Source organism: Pseudoroseicyclus tamaricis, from assembly GCF_012070395.1.
Classification (GTDB): Bacteria; Pseudomonadota; Alphaproteobacteria; order Rhodobacterales; family Rhodobacteraceae; genus Pseudoroseicyclus_A; species Pseudoroseicyclus_A tamaricis.
Genome location: NZ_JAAFYS010000001.1, coordinates 631,546 through 650,474, shown reverse-complemented (window position 1 = coordinate 650,474; position 18,929 = coordinate 631,546). Strand labels below are relative to the sequence as shown.

At 69.3% G+C, this 18,929-nt stretch carries 16 protein-coding genes; 6 read left to right on the top strand and 10 right to left on the bottom strand.

What is annotated here, in order from left to right:
* The first annotated feature begins 77 nt into the window (after positions 1 to 77).
* The 3 genes from GY170_RS02965 to GY170_RS02955 are packed head-to-tail and all read left to right on the top strand — an operon-like array spanning position 78 to position 2,501.
* Positions 78 to 1,016: a bifunctional riboflavin kinase/FAD synthetase gene (locus GY170_RS02965; protein ID WP_163889820.1), complete on the top strand. Its 939-nt coding sequence runs from the start codon at positions 78 to 80 to the stop codon at positions 1,014 to 1,016.
* Positions 1,009 to 1,470 carry a YcgN family cysteine cluster protein gene (locus GY170_RS02960; RefSeq protein WP_163889818.1) on the top strand — a complete coding sequence of 154 codons (462 nt, stop codon included), beginning with the start codon at positions 1,009 to 1,011 and terminating at the stop codon, positions 1,468 to 1,470. Before GY170_RS02965 ends, GY170_RS02960 begins: the two co-directional genes overlap by 8 nt.
* Entirely contained in the window at positions 1,467 to 2,501 is a 1,035-nt protein-coding gene (locus tag GY170_RS02955; RefSeq protein ID WP_163889816.1) for a threonine aldolase family protein, read from the top strand. The genes GY170_RS02960 and GY170_RS02955 overlap by 4 nt, the downstream gene beginning before the upstream one ends.
* A gap of 163 nt (positions 2,502 to 2,664) precedes the next feature.
* Here the strand turns inward: GY170_RS02955 and GY170_RS02950 are convergent, their stop codons facing one another.
* Positions 2,665 to 3,264 (bottom strand): 2-hydroxychromene-2-carboxylate isomerase, encoded by a 600-nt coding sequence (locus GY170_RS02950; RefSeq protein WP_163889814.1) that lies wholly within the window; start codon positions 3,262 to 3,264, stop codon positions 2,665 to 2,667.
* 114 nt (positions 3,265 to 3,378) lie between these two features.
* On the opposite strand from GY170_RS02950, the gene GY170_RS02945 reads away from it, so the two are divergent.
* A complete protein-coding gene (locus tag GY170_RS02945) occupies positions 3,379 to 4,398 on the top strand; it encodes a ribose-phosphate pyrophosphokinase (protein ID WP_163889812.1) in 1,020 nt (339 codons plus the stop codon).
* A gap of 501 nt (positions 4,399 to 4,899) precedes the next feature.
* On the opposite strand, the gene GY170_RS02940 is transcribed toward GY170_RS02945, so the two are convergent.
* From GY170_RS02940 to GY170_RS02910, 7 genes are all read right to left on the bottom strand, one after another.
* Entirely contained in the window at positions 4,900 to 5,253 is a 354-nt protein-coding gene (locus GY170_RS02940; RefSeq protein WP_163889810.1) for an H-type lectin domain-containing protein, read from the bottom strand.
* Positions 5,254 to 5,365: 112 nt separating this feature from the next.
* The gene (locus tag GY170_RS02935) at positions 5,366 to 5,776 is read right to left on the bottom strand and encodes a F0F1 ATP synthase subunit epsilon (RefSeq protein ID WP_163889808.1); all 411 of its coding nucleotides are present in this window, start codon (positions 5,774 to 5,776) and stop codon (positions 5,366 to 5,368) included.
* A 12-nt stretch (positions 5,777 to 5,788) separates the two neighbouring features.
* On the bottom strand, positions 5,789 to 7,210 hold the full coding sequence (gene atpD, locus GY170_RS02930) for a F0F1 ATP synthase subunit beta (protein ID WP_163889806.1): 1,422 nt from the start codon (positions 7,208 to 7,210) through the stop codon (positions 5,789 to 5,791).
* Between the two features lie 79 nt (positions 7,211 to 7,289).
* Positions 7,290 to 8,177 (bottom strand): F0F1 ATP synthase subunit gamma, encoded by an 888-nt coding sequence (locus tag GY170_RS02925; RefSeq protein ID WP_163889804.1) that lies wholly within the window; start codon positions 8,175 to 8,177, stop codon positions 7,290 to 7,292.
* Between the two features lie 25 nt (positions 8,178 to 8,202).
* Complete coding sequence (gene atpA, locus GY170_RS02920) at positions 8,203 to 9,738, bottom strand: F0F1 ATP synthase subunit alpha (protein WP_163889802.1); 1,536 nt, start codon at positions 9,736 to 9,738, stop codon at positions 8,203 to 8,205.
* The gene (locus GY170_RS02915; RefSeq protein WP_163889800.1) at positions 9,738 to 10,298 is read right to left on the bottom strand and encodes a F0F1 ATP synthase subunit delta; all 561 of its coding nucleotides are present in this window, start codon (positions 10,296 to 10,298) and stop codon (positions 9,738 to 9,740) included. Before GY170_RS02915 ends, atpA begins: the two co-directional genes overlap by 1 nt.
* Positions 10,299 to 10,555: 257 nt before the next feature.
* On the bottom strand, positions 10,556 to 11,308 hold the full coding sequence (locus GY170_RS02910) for a class I SAM-dependent methyltransferase (RefSeq protein WP_163889799.1): 753 nt from the start codon (positions 11,306 to 11,308) through the stop codon (positions 10,556 to 10,558).
* A 64-nt stretch (positions 11,309 to 11,372) separates the two neighbouring features.
* Here GY170_RS02910 and gloB point away from each other — a divergent pair, with 64 nt between their 5' ends.
* Both gloB and clpA read left to right on the top strand, forming a co-directional pair.
* Entirely contained in the window at positions 11,373 to 12,140 is a 768-nt protein-coding gene (gene gloB / locus GY170_RS02905; protein WP_163889798.1) for a hydroxyacylglutathione hydrolase, read from the top strand.
* Between the two features lie 200 nt (positions 12,141 to 12,340).
* On the top strand, positions 12,341 to 14,671 hold the full coding sequence (gene clpA, locus GY170_RS02900; RefSeq protein WP_163889796.1) for an ATP-dependent Clp protease ATP-binding subunit ClpA: 2,331 nt from the start codon (positions 12,341 to 12,343) through the stop codon (positions 14,669 to 14,671).
* 519 nt (positions 14,672 to 15,190) lie between these two features.
* Here clpA and GY170_RS02895 read toward each other — a convergent pair.
* Positions 15,191 to 17,677, bottom strand: a complete 2,487-nt coding sequence (locus tag GY170_RS02895; RefSeq protein WP_163889795.1) for a peptidoglycan -binding protein — start codon at positions 17,675 to 17,677, stop codon at positions 15,191 to 15,193.
* A complete protein-coding gene (locus GY170_RS02890) occupies positions 17,677 to 18,861 on the bottom strand; it encodes an MFS transporter (RefSeq protein ID WP_163889793.1) in 1,185 nt (394 codons plus the stop codon). Before GY170_RS02890 ends, GY170_RS02895 begins: the two co-directional genes overlap by 1 nt.
* Positions 18,862 to 18,929: the final 68 nt, after the last annotated feature.

The following is an 18,929-nucleotide window of genomic DNA, read 5'->3' as shown; positions in this document are numbered from 1 at the left end:
ATATCGACAGCAGCTAAGGCGCCCCCACACCCCCACGCCATCTTGCGCCCCCCCGGCGGCGGGGCTAGCCATGCGGCATGCGCATCTTCCGCGACAGCCTCTATCTCGATGACGATGCCCGGGGCGCAGCCGTTGCCATCGGCAATTTCGACGGTGTCCACCTCGGCCACCGCGCCGTCATCGATGCGGCGCGGGACGAGGCAGAGCGGCTCGGGGCGCCGCTCGGCGTGCTCACCTTCGAGCCGCATCCAAGGCAGGTCTTCGCGCCCGATGCCCCGCCCTTCCGGCTGATGAATGCCGAGACGCGGGCCCACCGGCTCAAGAAGATCGGCATCAATTACCTCTACGAGCTGCCCTTCACCCGCCAGCTCGCCAGCCTCACGCCCGAGGCCTTCGCCCGCGACGTGCTCGCCGGGCAGCTCGGCCTCTCCCACGCCGTGATCGGCGGCGACTTCCGCTTCGGGCAGGCCCGCGCAGGCGATGCCGCGATGCTCGCCGAGCTGGGGGAGCGCTACGGCTTCACCACCTCCACCGCGCCGCTGCTGGAGCTGGGGGGGCTGCAGGTCTCCTCCACCGCCATCCGCGAGGCGCTCACGGAGGGGCGGCCGAGGGATGCCGCCGCGATGCTCGGCCACTGGCACCGGATCGACGGCGAGGTGATCCGGGGGGACCAGCGGGGGCGCGATCTGGGATACCCGACGGCCAACCTCTCCATCGCCGGGCTGCACCCGCCGCGCTTCGGTGTCTATGCCGTGCGCGTCTCCGTCCTCGACGGGCCGCACGAGGGGGAATACGACGGCGCCGCCTCCATCGGGGTGCGGCCGACCTTCGGCGTCAACGCCCCCAATTGCGAGACCTACCTGCTCGACTTCCGCGGCGACCTCTACGCCGCCCATATCTCCGTCGCGCTGGTGGAGTACCTGCGGCCGGAGCTGAAGTTCGACGGAGTAGAGCCGCTGATCGCCCAGATGGAGAAGGACGTCGCCGACGCCCGCGCCATCCTCGCCAATGCCTGATCGCGCCCTCCGCCCCGAGTTCTGGCGCCACTACCGGCTGAACCGCCTGACGGTGGCCGAGTGGGAGGCGCTCTGCGACGGCTGCGGCAAGTGCTGCCTCAACAAGCTGGAGGATGCGGAGACGGGGGAGGTGGAGCTAACCCGCATCTCCTGCCGGCTGCTCGACACCGGCACCTGCCGGTGCAGCCATTACGAGACGCGGCATGCCTACGTGCCCGAGTGCATCTCGCTTACCCCGAAGAGTCTGCAGAAACACCTCTACTGGCTGCCCGCCACCTGTGCCTACCGGCTCGTCCATGAGGGGCGGGACCTTTACGACTGGCACCACCTGAAGAGCGGCAGCCCCACCTCCGTCCACGAGGCGGGGATCTCCATCGCCGGACAGGCCGTCTCGGAAGAGACGGTCGACGAGGAGGATTGGGAGGATCACATCATCGAGGAACCAGGCACATGAACTTCGCATCCGACAATGCCGGCCCGGCCCACCCGAAGGTGATCGAGGCGCTGGGGCGCGCCAACGAGGGGCATGTCGGCTCCTACGGCGCCGACCCGCTGACGCAAGGCGCGGCGGACAAGCTGCGCGAGGTGCTGGGGGCGCCGGAGGCGGCGGTGCACTTCGTCGCCACGGGGACGGCGGCCAATGCGCTGGCGCTGGCCTGCCTGGCGGAGCCGTGGTCGGCCATCTTCTGCGCGCCGGCGGCGCATGTGCATGTGGATGAATGCAACGCGCCGGAGTTCTACACCGGGGGCGCGAAGCTGATCCCGGTGCAGGGGCCGGACGGCAAGATCGGCGCCGCCTCGCTGGAGGCCGCGATCCTCGCCGAGGAGACACGCGGCGTACACGGGCCCCAGCGCGGGCCGGTGACGCTGACGCAGGCGACGGAATCGGGCACCACCTACTCGCAGAGCGAGCTGGAAGCGATCGGCACCGTCGCCGGCCGCTACGGGGTGAAGCTGCACATGGACGGGGCACGGCTCGCCAATGCCCTCGCCGCCTCCAACCTCGCCCCCGCGCAGATGGTGGAGCGGGTGGCGGCGCTGAGCTTCGGCGGCACCAAGAACGGGCTCCTCGGCGCCGAGGCGGTGGTGCTCTTCGATCCCGAGCTGTCCTGGCAGTTCGAGCTCCGGCGCAAGCGGGCGGGGCACCTCTTCTCCAAGCACCGCTACCTCGCCGCGCAGATGGATGCCTACCTGACGGACGGCCTGTGGATGGAGCTGGCTTCCCGCGCCAACGCCGCCGCGACGCGGCTGAGCGAGGGGCTGGTGGCGCAGGGCTACGAGCTGGCCTGGCCGACGGAGGCGAACATGGTCTTCTTCCGCGCCCCCGCCCGGGTGCACGAGGCGGCGATGGCGCAGGGCGCCGTCTACCACCTCTGGGACGAGGCGGGCGAGGAGAACCCCGACCGGCCCGTCACGGCGCGGCTGGTCTGCGACTGGTCGAAGAGCGACGGCGAGGTGGACGCGCTGCTGGCGCTGTTCGCCTGAGCCCAGGGGGGCAGGACCGGGGGGCTGTCTGCCCCGTCGCCATTGTCGCCCGGACCAATGGCGCGACAATGGCGACCCCCCGAAGATTTTCTGGACCAAAGACAGGGGGGCGCCGCGGCCGGACCCTGCGAGACGTAACCGACAGGGAGCGGCGAGCGGGTCCTCAGAGCTTGCCGGCGAGGAAGTCGTCCAGCTGCTCGAGGCGGTCCTGGCCCCAGAAGCGTTCGCTGCCGTCCACCACGAAGAAGGGCACGCCCACGGCGCCGGCATTGATGGCCTCTTCGAGGTTGCGGCTGTAGGCCTCTGCCCCGGCGAGGAGGCCCTTGTCGGCGAGGGCGGGGTCGAAGCCGGATTCTTCCAGCGCGGCGCGGATGACGCCCTCGTCGGCGATGTCCTTCTCTTCCGCCCAGCTGGCGCGGCCGATGGCGGCGAGGTAGGCGCCGACGTCGCCGGAGCCATCTTCCTGCGCCGCGATCAGCGCGTAGGAGGCGGGGGCGGCGTTGGTGGGCCAATGGGCGGGAGCGGGGTTCAGCTCCTTGCCGGCGCGCTTGGATTCGCGGCGCAGCTCCTGCCCGCGCAGCTCGCGGCGGTTGACGTGCCGCTCCTTCATCGGGACCGCGCCGACGGCGGCGAAGAGGCCGGAGATGTCGAGCGGCTTGTAGGTGATCGTGGCGCCGTGGCGGCCCGCGATCTCCGCCGGGCGGGTGCCGGCGAGGTAGACGAAGGGCGACAAGACGGACAGGTAATAATCGATGTGGGCCATGTGGCTCTCCTCCCACTCATATGTTTGCGGGACCCTAGGCTTGTGCTAGGCGGTGTCAACGACACGAATCTGTTTCGTTTCAGGCCCTGTCGCTGCCCGGAAGGTCCCCTCCTCATGCCCGCCATGCTCGAACCCAAACTGATCGCGGGGAACGCGAATCAGCCCCTCGCCCGTGCCATCGCCCGCCGCATGTCCATGCACCGAGGCATGAGCGTCGGCCTCGTCGAGGCGCGGGTGGAGCGGTTCAACGACCAGGAGATCTTCGTCGAGGTCTACGAGAATGTCCGCGGCGAGGACATGTTCATCATCCAGCCGACGTCCAACCCGGCCAACGACAACCTGATGGAGCTGCTGATCATCGCGGATGCGCTCCGCCGCTCGTCGGCCAGCCGCATCACCGCCGTGATCCCCTATTTCGGCTACGCCCGGCAGGACAGGCGCACCAAGGCGCGCACGCCGATCTCGGCGAAGCTGGTGGCCAACCTCATCCACGAGGCGGGGATCGAGCGGGTGCTGACGCTGGATCTGCACGCGGCGCAGATCCAGGGCTTCTTCGACATCCCGGTCGACAACCTTTACGCCGCGCCCATCTTCGCGCTCGACATCGCCCATCACTTCCGCGGCCAGCTGCAGGACGTGATGGTCGTCTCCCCCGACGTCGGCGGCGTGGCCCGGGCGAGGGAGCTGGCGCAGCGCATCGGCGCGCCGCTCGCCATCGTCGACAAGCGGCGAGAGCGGGCCGGCGAAGTCTCCGAGATGACGGTGATCGGCGACGTGACGGGCAAGACCTGCATCATCGTCGATGACATCTGCGACACCGCCGGCACGCTCTGCAAGGCGGCCGAGGTGCTGATGGAGGGCGGCGCCAAGGAGGTGCACGCCTACATCTCGCACGGTGTCCTCAGCGGGCCGGCCGTGGGGCGGATCGAGAAGTCGGTGATGAAATCGCTGGTGATCACCGATTCCATCCAGCCGACCGCCGCCGTCACCGCCTGCCCCAACATCCGCATCGTGCCGACGGCGCCGATGTTCGCGCAGGCGATCCTGAACATCTGGAACGGGACGTCGGTCTCGTCGCTCTTCGATCACGAGACGCTGACGCCGATCTACGAGGGGATGTACTCGGCGGCGTGAGGCGGGAGTGGCGGTGGGTTGAAAACCCACCCTACGGGGCCTCGGCCCCACCACCCCTAGCTCCGGCTGCCGCGCCGGGCGGGCGCCTGCCCGTGGGGTGGCGCTCCGACATGTCCTCCGGCGCGCTTTATGCTGGCCACACCCCTCCCCGGCCCCGGCGAAGCACCTGGACCTGACAGAGCGCCAGCCCGCCGGGACGGGCAGGCGCTCGCCCGGCGCCTTCGGCTTGATTCCGGGCGGGGGAACAGCTCAGACGGGGTCGGGCGGGGTCGGCCCCACCACCCCGAGCTCCGGTTGCCGCGCCGGGCGAGAGCCTGCCCGTGGGGTGGCGCTCCCGACTTGGCCTCCGGCGCGCTTTATGCCTGCCACACCCCTCCCCGGCCCCAGCGACGCACCAAGACCTGACAGAGCGCCAGCCCGCGGGGACGGGCAGGCGCTCGCCCGGCGCCTTCGGCTTGATTCCGGGCGGGGGTGCCGCTCAGGGTGAGGCGGCCCCCTGCCCTAGCTCTCCACGTCCCACATCTCGCCGTCGGCGACCTGGCCGATGGCCTGCCACGTGGCATGGATGCGGGCGATCTTCGTGTCGCCCCAGGTGTTGAAGACGATGGAGAAGCCGGCCTTCGTCACCTCCGCCGCGCGGATCTCGGCGCGCAGGTTGGCGCCGGCGGCGAAATCCCACAGGGCGATGGAGACGGTGACGGAGGGCGGGCCGAGAAAGGGGCGGGAGAAGGTGACGGCGCGGCGGACCTCGCGGGGGCCGGTGCCGGCCCACATCGGGCCGTCGTCGGTGAAGTCGGAGAAGAGGCTCACGTCGCCCTGATCCACCGCCACCGGGCCGGCGTCGAATACCCTCATGCGCGTGTCCTTCCCAGCACCCGAAGGTGAGCCTAGGCGGGCGGGGCCCGTTTGCAAAGCAAGAGGGCCCCGCAAAGGGGGCCCTCGTCAGGTCTGCGATGGCTCAGCGGCGTCAGACGCTGACGTTGAGCTCGCGGCCCAGAGCGTCGAGATCGGCCAGCGTCTTGTGCGCCGCGGCCTCCTCGACATCCTGGCCCTTCACCTGCTCGGCGCGGGCGCTCGCCTCGTCGCGCAGGCGGCCGAGCATGTCGCCGTCCACCTCCGCGCGGGGGGCGGCCATCTCGGCGAGGACGGAGACGCTCTTCGCCGTGATCTCGGCGAAGCCGCCGGAGACGAGGTACTCGTCCGTCCCGCCGGCATGGTGGACCTTCAGCAGACCCGGGCGCAGCGTGGTGATCGTCGGCGCATGATCGGCCATGGCCGTCATGTCGCCGTCGGCACCCGGGATGTCGACGGAACTGGCCTCGAGAGAGGCCAGCCGCCGCTCCGGGCTGACGAGGTCGAACTGGACGTTATCGGCCATGGTCTATTCTCCTCAGGCCGCGGCGGCCATTTTCTCGGCCTTGGCGACAGCTTCCTGGATGCCACCGACCATGTAGAAGGCGCCTTCCGGCAGGTGGTCGTACTCGCCGGCGACGACGGCCTTGAAGGAGGCGATCGTCTCCTCCAGCGGCACCTGCTTGCCGGGCGCGCCGGTGAAGACCTGCGCCACGTCGAAGGGCTGCGAGAGGAAGCGCTGGATCTTCCGGGCGCGGGCCACGGTCAGCTTGTCCTCTTCGGAGAGCTCGTCCATCCCGAGGATGGCGATGATGTCCTGCAGCGACTTGTAGCGCTGAAGGATCCCCTGGACGTCACGGGCCACCTGGTAGTGCTCTTCGCCGAGGATCTGCGGATCCATGAGGCGCGAGGAGGAGTCGAGCGGGTCGACGGCCGGGTAGATGCCGAGCTCGGAGATGGCACGGGACAGAACCGTCCGCGCGTCGAGGTGCGCGAAGGTCGTGGCGGGCGCCGGGTCGGTGAGGTCGTCCGCGGGCACGTAGACGGCCTGGATCGAGGTGATCGAGCCGTTGGTCGTCGAGGTGATCCGCTCCTGCATGGCGCCCATGTCGGTGGCCAGCGTCGGCTGGTAGCCCACGGCGGAGGGGATGCGGCCCAGAAGCGCCGACATCTCGGAGCCGGCCTGCGTGAAGCGGAAGATGTTGTCGACGAAGAACAGAACGTCCGTCCCGGTGGAGTCGCGGAACTGCTCGGCCAGCGTCAGGCCGGTCAGGGCGACACGGGCGCGGGCGCCCGGCGGTTCGTTCATCTGGCCGTAGACGAGGGCGATCTTCGATTCCGCGAGGTTCTCGGTGTTGAGAACGCCGGATTCGATCATCTCGTGGTAGAGGTCGTTGCCCTCACGGGTGCGCTCGCCCACGCCGGCGAAGACGGAGAGGCCGGAGTGCACCTTGGCGATGTTGTTGATCAGCTCCTGGATGAGAACCGTCTTGCCCACGCCGGCACCGCCGAAGAGGCCGATCTTGCCGCCCTTGGCGTAGGGGGCCAGCAGGTCGATGACCTTGATGCCGGTGACGAGGATCTCGGCCTCGGTCGACTGGTCCTCGAAGTTCGGCGCATCCGCGTGGATCGGGCGCGTCTCGTCGGCCTCGATCGGGCCCTTCTCGTCGATCGGCTCGCCGATGACGTTGAGGATGCGGCCGAGCGTCGCCGTGCCCACTGGCACGGAGATGGGCGCGCCCGTATCCGTCACGGCGCCGCCGCGGACGAGGCCTTCGGTGGCATCCATCGCGATGGTGCGCACGGTGTTCTCACCGAGGTGCTGGGCGACTTCGAGAACCAGCTTCTTGCCGTTGTTCTCGGTCGTCAGCGCGTTGAGGATGGCCGGCAGATGCTCGTCGAACTGCACGTCCACCACGGCGCCGATGACCTGCGTAATCCGTCCCGTTGCTTCAGCCATTGATGTCGTCTCCGGTTCTTGGCCCGGCGTCGGGCCGTAAGGTCTGGGCCGGCGCGGCCCCCGCCGCGCCGAAGGTTCGTCAGAGCGCCTCGGCGCCCGAAATGATCTCGATCAGCTCGTTGGTGATGACGGCCTGGCGCGAGCGGTTGTACTCGATCGTCAGCTTGTCGATCATCTCGCCGGCGTTGCGCGTGGCGTTGTCCATCGCGCTCATCTGCGCCCCGTTGAAGGAGGCGTTGTTCTCCAGCAGCGCGGTGAAGATCTGCGTGGCCACGCCGCGCGGCAGCAGGTCGGCGAGGATCGCGTCCTCCGACGGCTCGTAATCGTAGAGCGCACCGGCACCGGCGTCCTCGTCACCCTCTTCGCCCTCGTCATAGGCGGCGGGGATGATCTGCTTGGCCGTCGGAATCTGCGTCACGACGTTCTGGAACTCGGCGTAGAAGATCGTCGCCACGTCGAACTCGCCGGCCGCGAAGCGGTCGAGGATGTCCTTGGCGATGTCCTGCGCGTTGCCGTAGCCGATGCGCTTGACCTCGGACAGGTCGACATGGCCGACGAAGTACTGGCCGAGATCGCGACGCATCATGTCGCGGCCCTTCTTGCCGACGGTGAGGATCTTCACCTCCTTGCCCTCGGCGAGAAGCTCCTCGATGCGGATGCGCGCCTTGCGGGCGATGGAGGCGTTGAAGCCCCCGCAGAGCCCGCGCTCGGCCGTCATCACGACGATGAGGTGCGTCTTGTCGCTGCCCGTGCCGGCCAGCAGCTTCGGCGCCGACTCGCTGTCGGCCGCACCCGCGGCGAGGCCCGCCATGACGGCGTTGAACCGCTCGGCATAGGGACGTCCGGCCTCTGCAGCTTCCTGGGCACGGCGGAGCTTGGCCGCCGCGACCATCTGCATGGCCTTGGTGATCTTGCGCGTCGACTTGACGGACTCGATCCGGTTCTTGAGGTCCTTCAGAGAGGGCATGCCCTGTCCTCCTTATGGTTCCGGATCAAGCGAAGTCCTTGGCGTACGCGTCGAGCGCCGCCTTCACCTTCTCTTCCGCCTCGCCTTTGATCTTCGGATCCTCGCGGGTGATGTAGTCCAGCAGGTCGGACTTCTGGCCCCGGAGGAACTTCAGCAGGCCGGCTTCCCAGCGCGTCACGTCACGCACCGGCACCTTGTCGAGGTAGCCGTTCACGCCGGCGTAGATGACGCAGACGATCTCGGCGTTGGTGAGCGGCGAATACTGCGGCTGCTTCATCAGCTCCGTCAGGCGGGCGCCGCGGTTGAGCAGGCGCTGCGTGGCGGCGTCGAGGTCGGAGCCGAACTGCGCGAAGGCGGCCATCTCGCGGTACTGCGCGAGCTCCAGCTTCACGGGGCCGGCGACGGACTTCATGGCCGCCGTCTGGGCGGAGGAGCCGACGCGGGAGACCGAGAGGCCGGTGTTCACGGCCGGGCGGATGCCCTGGAAGAACAGCTCGGTCTCGAGGAAGATCTGGCCGTCGGTGATCGAGATCACGTTGGTCGGGATGAAGGCGGAGACGTCGCCGCCCTGCGTTTCGATGATCGGCAGCGCCGTCAGCGAGCCCGAGCCGTGGTCTTCGTTCAGCTTGGCCGAGCGCTCCAGCAGGCGGGAGTGGAGGTAGAACACGTCGCCCGGGTAGGCTTCACGCCCCGGCGGACGGCGAAGGAGCAGCGACATCTGGCGGTAGGCGACGGCCTGCTTGGAGAGGTCATCGTAGATGATGAGCGCGTGCTTGCCGTTGTCACGGAAGTACTCGGCCATGGCCGTCGCGGCGTAGGGCGCGATGAACTGCATCGGCGCCGGGTCGGAGGCGGTGGCGGCGATGACGATGGAGTAGTCGATGGCGCCGGTGGCCTCGAGACGCTTCACGAGCTGCGCGACGGTGGAGCGCTTCTGACCGATGGCGACGTAGATGCAGTAGAGCTTCTCGGAATCGTCGTTCGCGGCGTCGTTGTACGTCTTCTGGTTGAGGATCGTGTCCATCACGATGGCGGTCTTGCCGGTCTGACGGTCACCGATGATCAGCTCGCGCTGGCCCCGGCCGATCGGGATCATGGCGTCGACGGACTTGAGGCCCGTGGCCATCGGCTCGTGCACGGATTTGCGCGGGATGATGCCCGGCGCCTTCACGTCGGCGACGCGGCGCTCGGAACCCTCGACCGGGCCCTTGCCGTCCAGCGGGTTGCCGAGGCCGTCGAGCACGCGGCCGAGAAGGCCCATGCCGGCGGGGACGTCCACGATGGAGTTCGTCCGCTTGACCGTGTCGCCTTCCTTGATGGCCTGGTCGGAGCCGAAGATCACGACGCCGACGTTGTCGGCCTCGAGGTTCAGCGCCATGCCGCGGATGCCGCCGGGAAACTCGACCATCTCGCCGGCCTGGATGTTGTCCAGCCCGTAGACGCGGGCGATCCCGTCGCCGACGCTCAGCACGCGCCCGACTTCGGCGACTTCCGCATCCTGGCCGAAGTTCTTGATCTGGTCCTTGAGGATCGCGGAGATCTCCGCAGCTTGGATCGCCATTACCGGGCCTCTTTCATGGAATTCTGCAGGGAGGAGAGCTTCGAGGCGATCGAGGTATCGATCATCTGCGAGCCCATTTTCACAATGAGCCCACCAATGAGGCTCTCATCGACGGATGTCTTGAGCTTGACGCTCTTGCCGGATTTCTCGGACAGCGTCTCGGCGAGCCGGGCCGCCTGCTGGTCGCTCAGCGGCTGGGCGGTGGTCACCTCTGCGGTGATCTCGCCCTTCTCGTCGGCGATGCGGGCGCGCAGCGCCTCCAGCAGCTGCGGCAGCACGAAGAGGCGGCGCTTGGCGGCCATCAGGCCGAGCACGTTGCGCATCGTCTCCGTCAGCCCCATGGCGCTGGCCAGGGCCGCGATGGCACGGCCCTGCTGGTCGCGGGAGTAGATCGGTGAATGAATCAGGCTGGAAAAGTCGTCGCTCTCGGCCAGGGCCGTCTCCAGCGAGTCAACGTCGGCTTCGAGCGCGGCGATACCGCCCGCCTCTGAGGCGAGATCATAGGCGGCTGAGGCATAACGCGCGGCTATGCCTGTGGAGATTGAATGAGTTTCGGACACGTCCCCTCTTCCGATGCTCAGGCCCGTTCGCCCCCTCCCAAAGGGCGCGAGTCGGGCATCCGGGAAAGGCCCGGCAATGGTGCCCGGCCGACAAATCAAAGCGCGTTTAGCAGGTGGTAACCGGTGCCGCAACAGACTAGCGCCACGTCACGCGGCTTCATTTTCAATGAAGCGCCCCGATGAGTGGGCACTGGGCACACCCGGCGGGTCAACGTGGGGCGCACCCGGGGGGGCAACGTCGGCGCAGGGCCGGCGGGTCAATGACCGCGGCGGGCGGGCTCCGGCTGGGTGATGCCTTCGAGGACGCGCAGGGGGCGGCGCACCGCCTCCGGCAGGTTGGGGCGCGTGGGCTGGCTGGTCTGCTTGGTGGCCTCCACCATCAGCACCCCGCCGGCGGCGAAAACGGGCAGGTGCCGCCCTGCCCCTTCGAGGAAGTTCGCCGCCTTGCGCCAGCTGCGCCGCACCGAGGGCGGCTGGTAGAGGGTGGAGAGCGACTTGCCCGGCACGAATTCATGCTGGCGCAGCATCGCCTCCAGCTGGCCGATGGAGAAGGGCCGCCCGTAGCCGAAGGGCGTGGCGTCGGAGCGGGACCAGAGGCCCGCCCGGTTCGGCACGATGAACACCGCCCGCCCGCCGGGGCCGAGGACGCGCCATGCCTCCTCCAGGAGGGCGGTCGGGCGCTCAGACGTCTCCAGCCCGTGCAGGAGCACCAGCTTGTCCACCGCCCCCGTCTCCACCGGCCAGAGGCTCTCCTCGCAGAGGACGGAGACGTTGGGCATCCCCGGCGGCCAGGGCATCACGCCCTGCGGCGCCGGCATCAGCGCGATGACGCGGCGGGCCTGGGCGAGGTAGGGGCGCAGGAGCGGGGCGGCGAAGCCGAAGCCGAGCACGTATTGGCCCTTCGCCTCCGGCCAGAGCGCCTGCAGCTCCCCCCGCACGACCTTCTGCGCCGACCGGCCGAGGGCCGAGCGGTAATAGAAGTCACGCAGGTCAGTCACATCCAGGTGCATTGAAGGCGCTGCCACTCTCCCCCAGTCTGGGGCCGAACCATATGTCAGCCCGGAGCCGAAAACCATGCCCGTCACCATCACCACCCTTCCGGCCCGCAGCGACAACTACTTCTTTCTGCTGCACGATGAGGAGTCGGGCCGCACCGCGCTCGTCGACGCGCCCGAGACGGCGCCCATCCGCGCCGCGCTGGAGGAGCGCGGCTGGGGGCTCGACGAGATCCTCATCACCCATCACCACGGCGACCATATAGAGGCGGTGGACGACCTGCGCGCCGCCTACGGCGCCCGCGTCACCGGCGCCGCGCAGGACGCCCACCGCCTGCCGCCGCTGGACCGCGCCGTCAGCCCGGGGGAGAGCTTCGATCTCTTCGGGGAAAAGGTGGAGGTGATGGACGCGCCGGGCCACACCGTCGGCCACATCGCCTTCCACATGCCGGGCTTGCGCGCGCTCTTCTCCGCCGACAGCCTGATGGCGCTCGGCTGCGGTCGGCTCTTCGAGGGCAGCCCCGAGCAGATGTGGCAGACGCTGCAGCGCTTGGCCGCGCTGCCGGAGGAGACAATCGTCTATTCGGGGCACGAATATACGGCCGCCAATGCCGCCTTCGCTCTGACCATTGAACCGGAAAATCCAGACCTTATCTCTCGGGAGCAGCGGACCCGTGAGGCCCGCGCCGCGGGCCGCGCCACCGTCCCTTCCGCCCTGTCGGAAGAGCTCGCGACCAATCCGTTCCTGCGGGCCGGCGTGCCGCAGATCAAGGCCTCGCTCGGAATGCCCGATGCATCCGACGTGGAGGCTTTCGCCGAAATCCGCCGCCGGAAGGATCGGTTCTGACCGCCGGCCCCACCCCCCTCATGCCCGGCGACCCTTGCCGAGAAACTGTGCCTTCGCCCACCCGCTCACCAATCGTGAACTGCAAAGGCTGAATTTTCTCTTGAAGAGTCGCCGAAACAACCGATCCTTAAACCTTGAAGGCCACGGTCAGGACGGGCCCTACCCCCCATCCAGGCCCCGAGCAGAGGAGCACGCAACCTGTGCCGTCTTTTTCGACAACGCTTGAGCAATCCATCCACGCCGCCCTCGCCCTCGCGAATTCGCGCCGGCACGAGCTGGCCACGCTGGAGCATCTGCTCCTGGCCCTCGTCGACGAGCCCGACGCGGCGCGCGTGATGCGCGCCTGCTCGGTCGACCTCGAAGAGCTCCGCAAGACGCTGGAGGATTTCATCGAGGACGACCTCTCCACCCTCGTCACCGATGTCGAAGGGTCCGAGGCCGTGCCCACGGCCGCGTTCCAGCGCGTGATTCAGCGCGCCGCCATCCATGTTCAATCCTCCGGCCGCACCGAAGTGACCGGCGCCAACGTGCTCGTTGCGATCTTCGCCGAGCGTGAGTCGAATGCCGCCTACTTCCTGCAGGAGCAGGAAATGACGCGCTATGACGCGGTGAACTTCATCGCCCATGGTGTCGCCAAGGATCCGGCCTTCGGCGAAAGCCGCCCTGTCACCGGGGCCGATCCGTCCAAGGAGGATGAGCGCGAGACTGCCTCGTCCGCCTCCAGCGATGAAAAGGAGAGCGCGCTGGCGAAATATTGCGTCGACCTGAATGCCAAGGCCACCAAGGGGGATGTCGATCCCCTCATCGGCCGCGCGCAAGAGGTGGAGCGTTGCATTCAGGTGCTCTGCCGCAGGCGCAAGAACAACCCGCTGCTCGTGGGCGACCCGGGCGTCGGCAAAACCGCCATCGCGGAAGGCCTCGCCCGCAAGATCGTGGGCGGTGAGGTGCCTGACGTTCTGTCCGGCGCCACGATCTTCTCGCTCGACATGGGCGCCCTCCTCGCCGGCACCCGCTACCGCGGCGACTTCGAGGAGCGGCTGAAGGCCGTGGTGACCGAGCTCGAGGAACACCCTGACGCGGTGCTCTTCATCGACGAGATCCACACCGTCATCGGCGCCGGCGCCACCTCCGGCGGGGCCATGGACGCGAGCAACCTGCTGAAGCCCGCGCTTCAGGGCGGCAAGCTGCGCTGCATGGGCTCCACCACCTACAAGGAGTTCCGCCAGCACTTCGAGAAGGACCGCGCGCTGAGCCGCCGGTTCCAGAAGATCGACGTGAACGAGCCGAGCGTGGAAGACGCGGTGAAGATCCTTCAGGGCCTCAAGCCCTATTTCGAAGAGCATCACGCCATCCGCTACACCTCCGACGCCATCAAGACGGCGGTGGAGCTGTCGGCCCGTTACATCAACGACCGCAAGCTGCCCGACAAGGCGATCGACGTCATCGACGAGGCCGGCGCGGCCCAGCACCTGCTGGCCGAGAGCAAGCGCCGCAAGACCATCGGCACCAAGGAGATCGAGGCCGTCGTCGCCAAGATCGCCCGCATCCCGCCGAAGAACGTCTCCAAGGATGATGCCGAGGTGCTGAAGGATCTCGAAGGCTCGCTGAAGCGCGTCGTCTTCGGGCAGGACAATGCCATCGAGGCGCTGTCCTCCGCCATCAAGCTGGCCCGCGCCGGCCTGCGCGAGCCCGACAAGCCGATCGGCAACTACCTCTTCGCCGGCCCCACCGGCGTCGGCAAGACGGAGGTGGCCAAGCAGCTCAGCAACACGCTGGGTGTCGAGATGCTGCGCTTCGACATGTCGGAATACATGGAGAAGCACGCCGTCTCCCGCCTGATCGGTGCCCCGCCGGGCTACGTGGGCTTCGACCAGGGCGGTCTGCTGACCGACGGGGTCGACCAGCACCCGCATTGCGTGCTCCTGCTCGACGAGATCGAGAAGGCGCACCCGGATGTCTTCAACATCCTCTTGCAGGTGATGGACCACGGCACGCTGACGGATCACAACGGCCGCTCGGTCGACTTCCGCAACGTGGTGCTGATCATGACGTCGAACGCCGGCGCCGCCGATCAGGCCAAGGAGGCCATCGGCTTCGGCCGCGACCGGCGCGAGGGCGAGGACACCGCCGCGATCGAGCGGATGTTCACGCCGGAGTTCCGCAACCGTCTGGACGCGGTCATCTCCTTCGCGCCGCTGCCGCAGGGCGTCATCATGCAGGTCGTCGAGAAGTTCGTCCTGCAGCTCGAGGCCCAGCTGATGGACCGCAACGTCCATATCGAGCTGACGACCGAGGCGGCCCGCTGGCTCGGCGAGAAGGGCTACGACGAGAAGATGGGCGCCCGGCCGCTCGGCCGGGTCATACAGGAGCATATCAAGAAGCCGCTGGCGGAAGAGCTGCTCTTTGGCCGGCTGCAGAAGGGCGGCATCGTCAAGGTCACCGTCGAGGACGGCAAGCTCGCCCTCGTCTACGAGGCCCCGGAGAACAAGCGCCTCTCCGGCAACAAGCCGCCGCTGCTGACGGCCGAGTAAGGCCCGAGGCTTACGGGAAAGATCGAAAAGGGGCGGGAGGACACTCCCGCCCCTTTTGTCATGTCAGGTGAGGCTGGCACTCTCCTCGCTCGGGGGATGGCCACCTTCAGCGCCGTGAAGCTGCCCGCCGATCCGCCGAAGATGAGCGTATCCCGCCGTTATGCCGACGCATCCATAGGCACCTCCCGTCGCCCCACCCTGGCCGCTTCGCCCCCCTGGGTCGACCCGAGGCGCTGCTTCGGAGCCGTCCATCGCTGGGGCCGAAAAGGGCCGGGCGGGCGGGGCTGTCAGGCAGCAATTGCGGAGGGTCCGCCGCCGCAGGCGGTGGAAACCGCCATTGCTGCTTGATGGCCCCGCCAGCCAGGCCCAGGCCCCGTCCAGCGATGGACGGCCCCGAAGCTGCTGCTTTGGTGAGTTCGGAAGCGCCAGACCGCCCACGCCCCCCGTCCCGCCGCAGCCGGCCCCCGGGCGCGCCGGGGTGGGTGGGCGGGAGGCCGCCCGTGGGCCGGCGTCGCCGCCTCAGCGCTCCGTCAGCTTCAGCTCGATGCGGCGGTTGAGGGCCCGCGCCTCTTCGCTGTCGCCCTCGGCGATCGGCTGGTACTGCCCGAAGCCGTTGGCGGCCAGCCGGCCCGGCGGGATGCCCTCCTCGTTGATGAGGTAGAGCACGACCGAGAGGGCGCGCGCCTGGCTCAGCTCCCAGTTGTTGGCATAGGTGCCGGAGATGGGGGTGCTGTCCGTGTGCCCGTCGACGCGGATGACCCAGTCGATCTCCGGCGGGATCTCGTCGGAGATGCGGCGCAGGATCTCCGCCACCGCCGCGATATCCTCCTCCCCGGAGACGGAGAGATCGGCGGAGCCGGGCGGGAAGAGCACCTCGGAGTTGAAGATGAACCGGTCGCCGACGATGCGCACCCGGTCCTCGTCTTCGAGGATCTCGCGCAGCCGGCCGAAGAAATCCGACCGGTAGGAGGCCAGCGTCGTTGCCTCCTGCTCCAGCCGCTCCCGCTCCGCCTCCAGCATCGCCAGCCGCTCCTCCTCCAGCGCCTGCCGGCGCTGCGCCTCCAGCGCCGCGCGGGCGAGGGCGGCGTTGAGGCGGGTGCCGAGGTTCTCGATCTGCACCTCGGAGCTGGCCGTCTCCTGCTCCTCGAGGTCGAGCGCCGCGGAGAGCTCGGAGAGCTGGTCGCGCAGCGCCGCGACCTGCTGGTTGAGCGCCGTCACCCGGCGCTGGCTCTCGGCCGTCGCATCCTCCTGGTCGCGCAGCTCCGCCTGCGCCTGCGAGAGCAGCAGCGCCTGACGCTCCGCCTCGCTCATCTGCGTGGCGGCCGCCTCCTCCGCATCGGCCCGCGCCGCGAGCGCCGCGGCCAGCCGCGCTTCGAGATCGGCACGATCCTGCTCCGTCTCCGTCCGGTCCTGGGACAGCGAGGTGACCTGGCTCTCCGCCTGTTCCAGCGAGAGGAGCGCGGCGCGCAGCCGGTCCTCCAAGGTGCTCTGCGTTGCCGTCAGCTCACCTGCCCGAGCCTGGCTCGCGGCCAGCTCCGTCTCCGCCGCCTGCCGGGCGAGGATGGCGGCCGCCAGCTGCGCCTGGATATCCTCCCGCGCCGCCTCGCCCTCGGCCAGCGCCTGCTGCAGCGCCTCCTCGGCCGCAGCGAGGTCGCCCTCCGCCAGCTCGCGGGCGGTCAGGGCGGCGGCGAGGCGGGTGGTGAGGTCGGCGTTCTGCGCATCGGCGGCCTCCAGCGCCGCCTCGGCCGTCTCCAGCTGGTCCTCGGTGCTGTCCTGCAGCTCCAGCGCCGCCAGCAGGCGGGCGTCGAGGTCGTTGCCCTGGCTGAGAGAGGTGCGCAGGGCGTTCTCGCTCTCCGTCCGCGCGAGGATCGCCTCGGCGAGACGCGCGTCGAGATCGTCGCGCGCCGCCTCGGCCGCCGCCAGCAGCGTCAGCGTCTCCTCGGCGCGGCGGCGCTGCTCCTCCAGCGCGAGGGACATGGCGGAGAGTTCGGCATCGGCATCGGCGAGCCGCTGGCGAAGCGCCTCGGCCGCCGCCGCCTCGGCCAGCCGCGCCTCCTCCTCGGCGTCCAGCGCCTCGGCGTTGCGCGCGGCGGCGGCGAGCAGATCCTCGATGCGGGCGTCCGTCTCCTGAGCGTCGGCGCGCAGGCGCGCCAGCTCCTCCTCCGTCGCCTCCTCGTCGGCGAGGAGGGCGGCGATGCGGGACGCCGCCTCTTCGCGGTCGGCCTCCAGCCGGGCGATGGCGGCGGCGGCGCGCGAGGCGTCGTCGCTCATAGCGGCATTGGCCGTCTGCAGCGCGTCGATCTGGCTGGCGGCCTCTTCGCCCTCGCTCTCCAGATCGGCGATCAGCGCCTCCAGCGCCTCGCGCCGGGCGGCGGCGAGGCGGGCGGCCTCCTCCTGCTCGGAAATCTCGTCGCGCGCCTGCGCCAGCGCCAGCTGCAGCGCCTCCTCTTCGGAGATCAGCCGCGCCTGCGCCGCCTCGAGATCGGCGATGGTGGCCGCGGCGCCCTGGGCCTCTTCCTCGAGCCCCGCGATGGTCTCGGCATCCGCCTCCGCGTCGCTCCGCAGGCTGGCGATGAGGCTCTCGTTCTCCGTCCGCTGCGCGAGGAGGCCGGCGACCTGCGCCTCGAAGCCGGTGATGCGGTTCTGCGCCTCCACCAGCGCCAGCTCCGCCGAATCCCGCTGCGTGGTCAGGCTGTCGATCAGCGAGGCCTGACTCTGCAGCTGCGCGCTCTGCTCGTCGAGGGAGGAGGAGAGGCTGCCGACCTCGGCCGTCAGCTCCTCGTTGCGGGTCCGCGCCAGGCCGAGGGCCTGGCTGAGGGAGGCGAGCTCGGCGGAGAGGGCGTCGAGCTCCGTCTCCTGCCCCGTGATCGTGTCGCGCAGCACGAACTGGACGACGGTGAACACCGTCAGCACGAACATCAGCACCAGCAGCAGGCCGGTCATCGCATCCACGAAGCCCGGCCAGATGTTGGCGTTGAAGCGCTGGCTGCGGCGGCGAAGCGCCATCAGCTCTCGTCACCGGAGGCGCGCGGCACCTCCCGCAGGGGGCGGCCCTGCTGGCGCATGGCGCGGGTGAGGGTGGAGATGTCGGTGCGCAGCTCGGCCATCGTCTCCTGCCGGCCGGCGACCATTTCCTCCAGCAGGCGCAGCAGCTGCACGTCGATGGAGCGCAGGCGCATCCGGCTCTCCGGGTCCATCCCCTCGCCGGCGTCGCCGAGCCGGTCGAGCAGCTTTTCCTGCGCCTCGGCCACGCGGGCCAGCGGCGCCGAGGCGTCCTGCGCCTCGATCTTGCCGGCCAGCGAGGTGATGGCGCCGGCGAGATCGCCGAGGCGGCGGTCGGTGTCGGTGCGGGCGATATCCGTCGAGGTGAAGATCTCCTGCAGCGCCTCGATCTGCTCGGCCAGCCGGTCGGCGACCTGGGCGATCACGGCGCTGTCGCCGCCCTGCTCGTCCCCGCCGGCGAAGCCAACGCGGGTGATCGAGGACATCCACTCCTCCAGCTCACGGTAGAAACGGTTCTGCCCGTGGGTGGTGAAGAGCTCCAGGAGGCCGACGATCAGCGAGCCGGCGAGGCCGAGGAGCGAGGAGGAGAAGGCCGTGCCCATGCCGCCGAGCTGCGCCTGCAGCCCTTCCTGCAGACGCTCGAAGATGTCGGTGCCGCTCTCCCCCTCCTGCGGGTTGAGCGAGCCGATGGTGTCGACGAGGGCCGGCACGGTGGTGGCGAGGCCGTAGAAGGTGCCCAGAAGGCCGAGGAAGATCAGCGTGTTGCCGAGGTAGCGGGTGATCTCCCGCTGCTCGTCGATGCGCTGGCCGATGGAATCGAGGATCGTCTGCGACGACGAGGTCGAGAGGTTCAGCATCCGGCTGGCGCGGCTGCGCAGCAGCGTCGCCAGTGTCACCAGCAGCGAGGGCGGCGGCCCTGCCTGCCCGCGGGAGCTGGCGAATTCCTCGATCCAGCGGACGGAGAACATCAGCATGATCACCTGCCGGAAGCAGGAGAGCACGCCCAGGACAAAGACGAGCGCGATGACCCCGTTGAGGTAGCGGTTGGCATCGTAGATCGCCAGGAAGGTGGGCAGCGCCAGCCAGCAGCCGACGCCCACGATGATGATCGCGGCCAGCATCGCGACGATCTGGCGGAGGGGCTGCGTGAAGTGCGGCTCGGCCTCGGGCTCGCGGGGATCGCTCAAATCAGGTCTGCCTCGCTCGTTGATCCGACGTTATGCTGCCGGCTGCGGATACCAAAGGGAAAAGGGCC